The organism is Mesorhizobium sp. M7A.F.Ca.CA.004.04.2.1, from assembly GCF_004022825.1.
Lineage (GTDB): Bacteria > Pseudomonadota > Alphaproteobacteria > Rhizobiales > Rhizobiaceae > Mesorhizobium.
Genome location: NZ_RZPH01000138.1, coordinates 1 through 9,020, shown reverse-complemented (window position 1 = coordinate 9,020; position 9,020 = coordinate 1). Strand labels below are relative to the sequence as shown.

Here is a 9,020-nt window from a genome sequence, read left to right as displayed (position 1 = left end):
TTCGGCCTCGCGGACCTTCTGCACGATGACCTGCTTGGCCGACTGGGCAGCGATGCGGCCGAAATCCATGGGCGGCAGCTGTTCGGCGATGAAGTCGCCGAGCTGGGCGTCGGGATTGCGCTCGCGAGCCGAGGAAATGGCGATCTGCGTGGCGTAGTCATCGACCTTCTCGACCACTTCCATCAGCCGCTGCAGCTTCATCTCACCAGTGTTCGGGTTGATGTCGGCGCGGATGTTGGTCTCCTGACCGTAACGCGAGCGCGCCGCCTTCTGGATCGCATCGGCCATGGCGGCGATGACGATCGACTTGTCGATCGACTTTTCACGCGCGACCGCGTCGGCGATCTGCAGCAATTCAAGTCTGTTGGCGCTTACAACCATCGTTTTTCTCCGGAGCTTGTTTGCCGGGCCTTTGCGCCCGGCAGCTCAATCATAGTTCCTGTTCGTGGTCTTCCGTGGCGTCCGCTTCCGCACCCGACTCGTCATCGTCCGGTTCGCCGCGGCGCTTCTTGGCTTCCTTGCGCGCCCTGTTGTCCTTCGACAGGGCATCGCGGATGAGATCGTCGGTCAGGATCAGGCGCACGTCGGCAATCGCATCGTAGGGGACACGCACCGTCAGCTCCTCGCCATAGGCTGCCTTGTCGCGCTCGATCAGCACATCGTCTTCGCCGGCTTCGGCGATCTTGCCCTTGAAGCGCTTGCGGTCGGCGACGACCATCGATGTTTCCATCTTCACCAGATGACCCGTCCAGGTCGTGAAATCCGATTTACGGACCAGTGGCCGGTCGATGCCGGGCGACGAGACTTCGAGGTGATAGGCCTTTTCGATCGGATCATCGACGTCGAGCGCCGGCGACACAGCGCGGCTGACCTCTTCGCAATCTTCGACGGTCATGGTGCCGTCCTCGCGTTCGGCCATGATCTGCAGCGTCAGCCCGTTCTGGCCCGACAGATGCACCCGCACGAGGCGGAAGCCGATGCCGCGCAGAACCGGCTGGACGATCAGCGCGATGCGCGCATCGATGCCGCTTTCGCGGATGATGCGATCGTCGCCCTCGCTTGCCGTTGCAGTCATTGAAGCCCTGTCGTTCTCTACCAAGTTATCGGCAGGTAATAAAAAAGAGCGGGACCGGGTGGACCCACTCTTCGTCATACCGACCAAGAATTTGAGGCTGATATAGACGATGACGGCCTGTGTTTCAAGCCCGCTGTGCTGGTCGGGCAACGCCGCCATCGAGGCGGCCCGCGCCAGCGTTGCATGGGGCGCATGGCGCCTATGCGGCGACACCCATGGGGTCGGCGCTGAAACGCGCCTATTTATGTTGCGCTGCACAAATGTGGCCGTGCGCCATACGTGCGCGAAAGGACATGATCATGAGCAATCGCAAGATATTTTCTGCAATAGGCGACTTCTTCACCGTATTCGGCAGCGCCGTGGCCGCTTCACGGGCCGTGGAAGCCGGTCGCAGGCCGCGCGCCGACGACCTGCGCAATCTCGGCGTCGAGCCTGCCGCCTTCGATCGCATCGGCCGCCGCTTCTAGCTTTGACGCAATTCCGGACGGAAAACCGTTTCACACTTTTCCTGGAATTTCTCTATGACCGCGAGCTTATTTCCGAATGAAGGTCAGATAGGCCGGCCGCCGGCCCTCACGAATGGCCTTGGCCTCGTAACGGGTGCCCGGCCAACCTTCATAGGAAAGGTGCCAGTCCGCCGCCTCGCAAGCCTGCCATGCGAACGCGCCATGCGCGCGGCAATGCAGCAGGGTCCAGTTGACATAGGTGTCGATGTCGGACGCGAAGCGGAATTTTGAACCAGGCTTCAGCACATGCGCGAACCGCTCGAGATTGACCGGGCTGACGAAGCGCCGCTTCCAGTGTTTCTTCTTCGGCCAAGGGTCGGGATAGAGCAGATCGATGCCGTCGAGCGAGGCTTGCGGCAGCCAGTCGAGCAGCCTTGTGGCGTCGTCGTCATAGACCCGCAGATTGGCGAGTGGTTTCTCGCGCACCGCCATCATCATCTTGGCCATGCCGTTGACGAAGGGCTCGACGCCGATAAAGCCGATCGAAGGCGCCTCGATCGCACGATGCAGGAGATGCTCGCCACCGCCGAAGCCAATCTCAAGGCGAACCGCGCTGACATCCGTCTCAAACAGACTGCTGAGATCGGTCGGCGGTTCAGCCGTCAGATCGAGCCGATATGTGCCAAAGCCGCTTTCCAATGCGGCCGCCTGCTGCGGACGCATGGTTTTGCCGCGCCGGCGACCGAAAAAGGCTTCGGTCGCGCGGCTTGGTCTGCCCTTCGGATCCATGGTGGGACTTTGCGGCGCCGCTGTCAGGCGGCGACCGCGTCCTTGAGCGCCTTGGCGAGATCGGTCTTTTCCCAGGAGAAAGACCCATCACGGCCGGCCTTGCGGCCGAAATGGCCGTAGGACGACGTCTTGGCGTAGATCGGTTTGTTGAGATCGAGGTGACGGCGGATACCCGACGGCGACAGATCCATCACCGTGCGCAGCGCGTCCTCGAGCTTTGCCTCGTCGACCTTGCCGGTACCGTGCAAGTCGACATAGACCGACAGCGGCTGAGCAACGCCGATGGCGTAGGAAAGCTGGATGGTGCAGCGGTCGGCGAGTTTCGCCGCCACGACGTTCTTGGCCAGGTAGCGCGCCGCATAGGCCGCCGAACGATCCACCTTGGTGGTGTCCTTGCCGGAGAAGGCCCCGCCGCCATGGGGTGCGGCACCGCCATAGGTGTCGACGATGATCTTGCGGCCGGTCAGCCCGGCGTCGCCGTCCGGCCCGCCGATGACGAACTTGCCGGTCGGATTGATGTACCACATGCAGTTGTCGGCGATCTTCAGCTCGCCCAGCGCCTCCCGGATATAGGGTTCGACGACCTTGCGGACCTTCTTCGAATCCCAGCTCGCATCGAGATGCTGCGTGGACAGCACGATCTGCGTCGCCTCGGCGGCCTTGCCGTCGACATAGCGAACGGTGACCTGGCTCTTGGCATCCGGTCCGAGCCTGCCGGCTTCACCGCTGCCCTCGTGGCGGGCGGCCGCCAGCAATTCGAGTATCTTGTGGCTGTAGTAGATCGGCGCCGGCATCAGATCCGGCGTCTCGCGGCAGGCGTAGCCGAACATGATGCCCTGGTCGCCGGCACCCTCTTCGCCCTGACGGTCGGAGGCATTGTCGACGCCCTGGCCGATGTCAGGCGACTGGCCGTGCAGCAGAACCTCGATCTTCGCGGTTTTCCAGTGAAAGCCGGCCTGCTCGTAGCCGATTTCGCGGATCGCCTTGCGGGCGACCGACTTGAACTTGGCCGGATTGACGACCGAATGCCCAGCGGCATCCTTGAGAATATTGCCCGCCTTGTCCCTCTTGAGCAGCGTGTCGGGAACACGCACTTCGCCGGCGATGACGACACGGTTGGTGGTGGCCAGCGTCTCGCAGGCGACACGGACTTTCCACGGGTCCATGCCGGTCTTCTTGGCTTCGCGATACACCAGATCGACGATCTCGTCGGAAATCCGGTCACAGACTTTGTCGGGATGGCCCTCGGCAACGGATTCCGAGGTAAAGAAGTAGTTCTGCCGCGTCACGGGTGTCCCCTCTTGAAAAACGATCGGCAGGCTGCCGATTTTGGCGCGCCACGTGTTAGCGGGGCGAAGCGCCGCTCGTCAAGCGGTGCTTCGGCTCTGGCATGAATGTCGATGCAGTTATCTTGTGCCACCGGCGGCAAGACGCCGCCGGTGCTGGCGTGATTGAGGATCAGTCGGGATCGTCGGCGGAGAGGGACTTGACCAGGTCTATAATCCTGCGGCGCACCTTGGCATCAGCGATCTTGACAAAGGCCCGGTTGAGCTGAAGGCCTTCAGGGCTGCCGCAGAATTCGACAGCGAAAGCCATCGACGCGTCCTCGGCAAATCCACGGCCCGCCACGGGCTCCTGGCCGGGCGCATCCTCGAAAAAGAAGGCGACCGGCACGCCGAGTATGGACGCTATCGCCTGCAATCGGCTGGCGCCGACGCGGTTGGTGCCTTTTTCATATTTCTGAATCTGTTGAAATGTGATGCCGAGGTTTTCTCCCAGCTTTTCCTGGCTCATTCCCAGCATGTTGCGGCGAAGCCGGATGCGACTGCCAACATGGATGTCGATCGGATTCGGTTTCTTCTTGTTGTCTTCTGTCATTTTTTCCTCGCCGAATTTTTTCGGCTTTCTCTATTTTTTCTTGCCCAAACAAAGCCGGAGGCAACTGCCCCAACAGAACGATCCACCGGCTTCGAGAAATTTTCAGGCACTTACAGTATGAGTTTCTAATGTGTTGGCTGTCAATTCACCCGTAGCCTTTGCCTTACGTTCAACAGCGCTGCCCCAACGGCAAACAGCAACATGATCAGCATTCCGTTAATGCGCCGTTGGCCGGGAGATATGAGCGCCTGTCCGGAAATCGGTATGTGGGCATCGATGGCGCCGCGTGCGTCGATCGCAAGCGCATCGACGATGCGCCCGCGCGGATCGACGACGGCCGAGATGCCGTTGTTGGCAGCACGTACCAATGGCAATCCATTTTCCACCGCGCGGATCTGGGCCTGCCTGAAATGCTGATACGGACCCGGCGTGTCGCCGAACCACGCATCGTTGGTAACGTTCACAATAAGCTGCGCTGACGCAGCGTCAACTGCCACAAGATCGGGAAAGATCACCTCATAACAGATAAATGGCAGCGCACGGATGCCATCGGGCAGCGTGATGGCGTGCCGCTCATTGCCGGCCGCGAAACTCATCGGCCCGGCAACCAGTTGCTCGATGCCGAAACGCTGGAGCAGATCGGCGAAAGGCAGGTATTCGCCGAACGGCACCAGGTGAACCTTGTCGACTGCGTCGGAGATTTCACCCTTGTCGTCGATCGCCACCACGGAGTTGTAGTAACGGCTGTCGGCATTCGCGGCCGAACCGCCTTCCTCGCGAACGACGCCGGCAATCAGCATCTGGCCGGATCCGAGCATGTCTCCCAGCGCCGTCAATGCGTCCGGACGCTCGGTGAAGAGGAAAGGCACCGAGGTTTCGGGCCACAGGATCAGCTGCGGCTTTTGATGGCCTGGGTCCGGCGCCTTGGCCGAGAGCCCCATCAGGACCGCGAAGATGCGGTCGCGCACCGAGGCATCCCATTTTTCCGACAGGTCCACGGCCGGCTGAACGATGCGGACATCCAGGCTGCGTGAAGCTGGCGGTTCGGGAGCGCCAAGCCTGACATAGCCGAAGCCGACATGGGCGGCGGCGAGCATGACAAACAGTGCCGCGCCGAGGCGCAGGTGCCGACGTGCCGCCAGCAGTGCCGGCAGTGCGAAGACGAACACGGCGAGCGCGTTCATGCCGATCATGCCCGTCACCGAGACGCTCTGCATCAGCAGCGGCACGGGCATGGCCGCGTAGCCGACGGCATTCCAGGGAAAACCGGTGAACAGGAAATCGCGCAGCCATTCCGCCAACCCGAAGCCGAAGGCAAGGGCGGCGATGCGGCCAATGTCGTTGCTCCACAGCAGCCGGGCTACGATTGCAGCAAAGCCGTAGAAAAAGGCGAGCATGAAAGGAATGCCGACCACCGCGAAGGGGAGCGCCCAGGCAAAACTGTCGGCCTCGACCAGCAGCGCCGAGCCGATCCACCAGAGGCCGGCGAGGAAATAGCCGAAACCGAACCACCAACCGACGGCAAAAGCCGGCCGCAGACGCCGGAACAGGCTGCCGGAAGCTTCGCCGGTGGCGCCGTCGAGCAGCCAGACCAGCAGCGGAAACGAGACGAAACAGGCGGCGAAGAAATCGTAAGGCGCCTGCCCAAGCACGGCAAAAGCGCCCGCGAGAAACGCCACGAGCGCACGCCGCCAACCCCAAAGCAGAATTATCCGGCCGGTGAGGCGCTCCATGCATACTTCCGAGTCGCGAATCAGGACACAAGATTTAACAGGCTGCGCTCCGCGCTCCAAACGGGCGGATGGCTGGCTGAGATGCACAGCTCCGGCCCTGCCCTACCGGTGCCAACCCTCGATTTGAACGCCGCCCAGCCGCTCGGCCTCCTCGCGCGGAACCGAACGGATGGTCTGCGTGAAGGTCCAGACATGGCCCTCGGGGTCGCGGGCACGATACTGGCGCTCGCCGTAGAACTGATCCGCCGGCTCCTGGATTATCTCAGCGTCGGTCGCCCGCGCCTGCTCGCAATGCGCATCCAGGCCGCCCTTCAGCCTGACATAGATCGACTGCGTGTTCCTGCCCGAGACCGAAGCCGGGCTGGCAACATAATCGCTCCATTCGGAATCGACGATGATGTAGCTGTCGCCGAATCGCATCTCTGCATGGACGAGTTTTCTCTCGGCATCGCTGACTACCATGCTGCGCTCGAAGCCAAATGCTGCTTCAAGCCAGTCCAGCTGCTGCTTCAAGCCAGTCCAGCGCGGCACGAGGGTCCTTGTAGAAGACACCGGACCCCAGACTTGGATGCTTGAACGGGTCGTCGACAGTCATCGGGCGAGCGTGAGGCTCACGCCTGTTCGGTGCGCGCGGTGGCGCGCCGGCGGCGCTCACCCTTCTGGCTCTGCACGATGCGCACGCGCTTGACGCGGCGCGGATCAGCATCGAGGACGTGGAATTCGAAGCCGGGTATGGCCTGCACCACCTCGCCGCGGGCCGGAACACGGCCAAGCGTGTTGAAAATCATGCCGCCGATCGTGTCGACATATTCGCCATGTTCACCGGCGGCGAAATCCCCGCCGATCATCTTGGCCACGTCGTCGATCTCGGCCTTGCCGTCGACGATGAACACGCCGTCGCCGCTCTGGGTGATCATCGGCTCGTCGTCGTCATGCTCGTCCTCGATGTCGCCGACCACCATCTCGACGATGTCTTCCAGCGAGGCGAGGCCGTCGGTGCCGCCATATTCGTCGATGACCAGCGCCATCTGGGTGCGCGTCGTCTGCATGCGGCCCATCAGGTCGGAGGCAAGCATCGACGGCGGCACGAACAGCACCGGGCGGATCAGATTGAGGTCGCCAATGGTGCGTGCGAGGTCGACCTGGGCAAGATCGAGAACCGTGGCAGCGGGGGTTTTCCTGGTCGTGCGGCCCTTCTTGACGCGCGCGATCTTGGTGATGTGGGCCAGCACGTCACGGATATGGACCATGCCGCGCGGATCATCGAGCGTCTCGGAATAGACCGGCATGCGGGAATGGCCGGATTGTTCGAAAGTGCCCAGGAGATCGCCGAGCGTCGTCGTGATTTCGACCCCCTGAATGTCGGCGCGCGGTACCATGACGTCCTCGACGCGCACTTCGCGCAGCCGCAGGATGTTGTTGAGCATGGCGCGTTCGCCGGGCGAGAAGGCGCCGGCATCGCTCGTCGTCTCGGCAAGCGCGCCGGCAATTTCCTCACGCAGGCTGGTTCCGTTGCGTTGCCGAAACAAGCCCAGAACGCGGTCGAACAGGGAGGGACCGGCAGGCAACGTCTCGCTGGCAGCGCTGCCAGCAGCAGAGGTACTGCTAGCGCCAGAGGTACTGTTAGCACCAGAGGTACTGTTAGCACCAGAGGTAACGGTACTCGGACTTGATCCCTCTTCCGACGTATCGGAAGCCTTGGTCGCACTGCCGGCGTCGGGGCGGGCGGCAGTTTCTGGTTTGTCGTTCATCGTCGTCCGGTCAATTGATCAGATGTAGTTACGCGTAGGGGTCGGGAATGGCAAGCCTTGCAAGCGCCGTGCGTTCGACGGCTTCCATCGCCTCGGCTTCAGTGTCGGTCTCGTGATCGTAACCCAGCAAATGCAGCAGGCCGTGGATGACGAGATGGGTGATATGGTTCTCGACAGGCTTGTCTTCCAGTGCCGCTTCACGCGCGACCGTCTCGGCGGCGAGCACGATGTCGCCCAGCATCGGCGGCAACGGTCCGCCTTGCACAAACGGAAAAGCCGGGAAAGACAAGACATTGGTCGGCTTGTCCTTGCCGCGCCAGCCGGCGTTGAGAACCCGGACATGGGCGTCGTCGGTAAAAACGAGGCTGAGTTCGGAACGGCCCGCCACGCCGGTTTCGGCAAAAGCCGCCTTGACGGCGCGATCGACCAGCCGCGTCAGGCTTGCCTCGTCGGGCCAGTTGCCCGCCTCAACCGATATGTCGATGTCGACGGGAACATTCCCGTCGCCGGATGTTATGTCCTCAGGCATGAAGCCGCATCGTCAACATCAATTCTCGGCGCCGAGGCCGCGCGCCAGCTTGGCGTCCCGGTCGTAGGCCCTGACGATTTCCGCCACCAGCGGATGGCGGACCACATCGCCGTCGTTGAAGCGCACGGTGACCGCGCCCGCCACGCCGTCCAGCACCCGCAAGGCTTCGACCAGTCCCGATTTGGTGTTCGAGGGAAGGTCGATCTGGGTCGGATCGCCGGTGACGATCATGCGCGAATTTTCGCCCAGACGCGTCAGGAACATCTTCATCTGCATCGGCGTGGTGTTCTGCGCCTCGTCGAGGATGACGGCGGCATGCGCCAGCGTGCGGCCGCGCATGAAGGCGAGCGGCGCGATCTCGATCACTTCGGCGGCAATGGCGCGCTCGACTTTGTCGGCGGGCATCATGTCGTAGAGCGCGTCATAGAGCGGCCGCAGATAGGGATCGACCTTCTCCTTCATGTCGCCGGGCAGGAAGCCCAGCCGTTCGCCGGCCTCGACCGCAGGCCGAGAGAGAATGATGCGCTCGACCATGCCGCGCTCGAGCAGCATCGCCGCATGGGCCACCGCCAGATAGGTCTTGCCGGTGCCGGCCGGGCCGATGCCGAACACCAGTTCCGACCGTTCCAGCGCCCGCATATAGGCGTCCTGGTTGAGTGAACGGGCATAGATCGTCTTCTTGCGGGTGGCGATCTGGGCGGCGGAAACCTTGCCCTTGCGCTCCAGCGTCGGCAGGGTCAGCTGATCGTCGGCGGCGATCGCCATGCGCACGGCGCCGTCGACGTCGGACTGGCCGATATCGACGCCTTTCTGGAGAAT

General features: G+C 62.6%; 11 protein-coding genes. 1 reads left to right on the top strand and 10 read right to left on the bottom strand.

The genetic code is table 11. The features are described 5' to 3' along the window. Both EN893_RS09070 and rimP read right to left on the bottom strand, forming a co-directional pair. Positions 1-381 (bottom strand): NusA N-terminal domain-containing protein (locus tag EN893_RS09070; protein ID WP_281062475.1); only part of this gene is annotated, 381 nt, incomplete at its 3' end. 49 nt (positions 382-430) lie between these two features. Then, positions 431-1,075 carry a ribosome maturation factor RimP gene (rimP, locus tag EN893_RS09065; protein WP_128361500.1) on the bottom strand — a complete coding sequence of 215 codons (645 nt, stop codon included), beginning with the start codon at positions 1,073-1,075 and terminating at the stop codon, positions 431-433. 299 nt (positions 1,076-1,374) lie between these two features. On the opposite strand from rimP, the gene EN893_RS09060 reads away from it, so the two are divergent. Then, positions 1,375-1,542 carry a hypothetical protein gene (locus EN893_RS09060; RefSeq protein WP_013527898.1) on the top strand — a complete coding sequence of 56 codons (168 nt, stop codon included), beginning with the start codon at positions 1,375-1,377 and terminating at the stop codon, positions 1,540-1,542. 66 nt (positions 1,543-1,608) lie between these two features. On the opposite strand, the gene EN893_RS09055 is transcribed toward EN893_RS09060, so the two are convergent. The 8 genes from EN893_RS09055 to EN893_RS09020 form a co-directional block, all read right to left on the bottom strand. Beyond that, complete coding sequence (locus tag EN893_RS09055) at positions 1,609-2,310, bottom strand: tRNA (guanosine(46)-N(7))-methyltransferase TrmB (protein ID WP_127266943.1); 702 nt, start codon at positions 2,308-2,310, stop codon at positions 1,609-1,611. A gap of 23 nt (positions 2,311-2,333) precedes the next feature. Beyond that, entirely contained in the window at positions 2,334-3,599 is a 1,266-nt protein-coding gene (gene metK / locus EN893_RS09050) for a methionine adenosyltransferase (RefSeq protein ID WP_127266944.1), read from the bottom strand. 169 nt (positions 3,600-3,768) lie between these two features. Beyond that, positions 3,769-4,188: a helix-turn-helix domain-containing protein gene (locus EN893_RS09045; protein ID WP_013527901.1), complete on the bottom strand. Its 420-nt coding sequence runs from the start codon at positions 4,186-4,188 to the stop codon at positions 3,769-3,771. Between the two features lie 140 nt (positions 4,189-4,328). Continuing rightward, a complete protein-coding gene (gene lnt / locus EN893_RS09040) occupies positions 4,329-5,921 on the bottom strand; it encodes an apolipoprotein N-acyltransferase (protein WP_127266945.1) in 1,593 nt (530 codons plus the stop codon). A 102-nt stretch (positions 5,922-6,023) separates the two neighbouring features. Further along, positions 6,024-6,452: a VOC family protein gene (locus EN893_RS09035; protein ID WP_245456875.1), complete on the bottom strand. Its 429-nt coding sequence runs from the start codon at positions 6,450-6,452 to the stop codon at positions 6,024-6,026. Between the two features lie 80 nt (positions 6,453-6,532). Next, the gene (locus tag EN893_RS09030) at positions 6,533-7,672 is read right to left on the bottom strand and encodes a hemolysin family protein (RefSeq protein ID WP_127266946.1); all 1,140 of its coding nucleotides are present in this window, start codon (positions 7,670-7,672) and stop codon (positions 6,533-6,535) included. Positions 7,673-7,700: 28 nt separating this feature from the next. Beyond that, a complete protein-coding gene (gene ybeY / locus EN893_RS09025; RefSeq protein WP_127266947.1) occupies positions 7,701-8,201 on the bottom strand; it encodes an rRNA maturation RNase YbeY in 501 nt (166 codons plus the stop codon). Positions 8,202-8,219: 18 nt separating this feature from the next. Beyond that, positions 8,220-9,020, bottom strand: an 801-nt coding sequence (locus tag EN893_RS09020; protein ID WP_164900773.1) for a PhoH family protein, incomplete at its 5' end; no start/stop codon positions are given.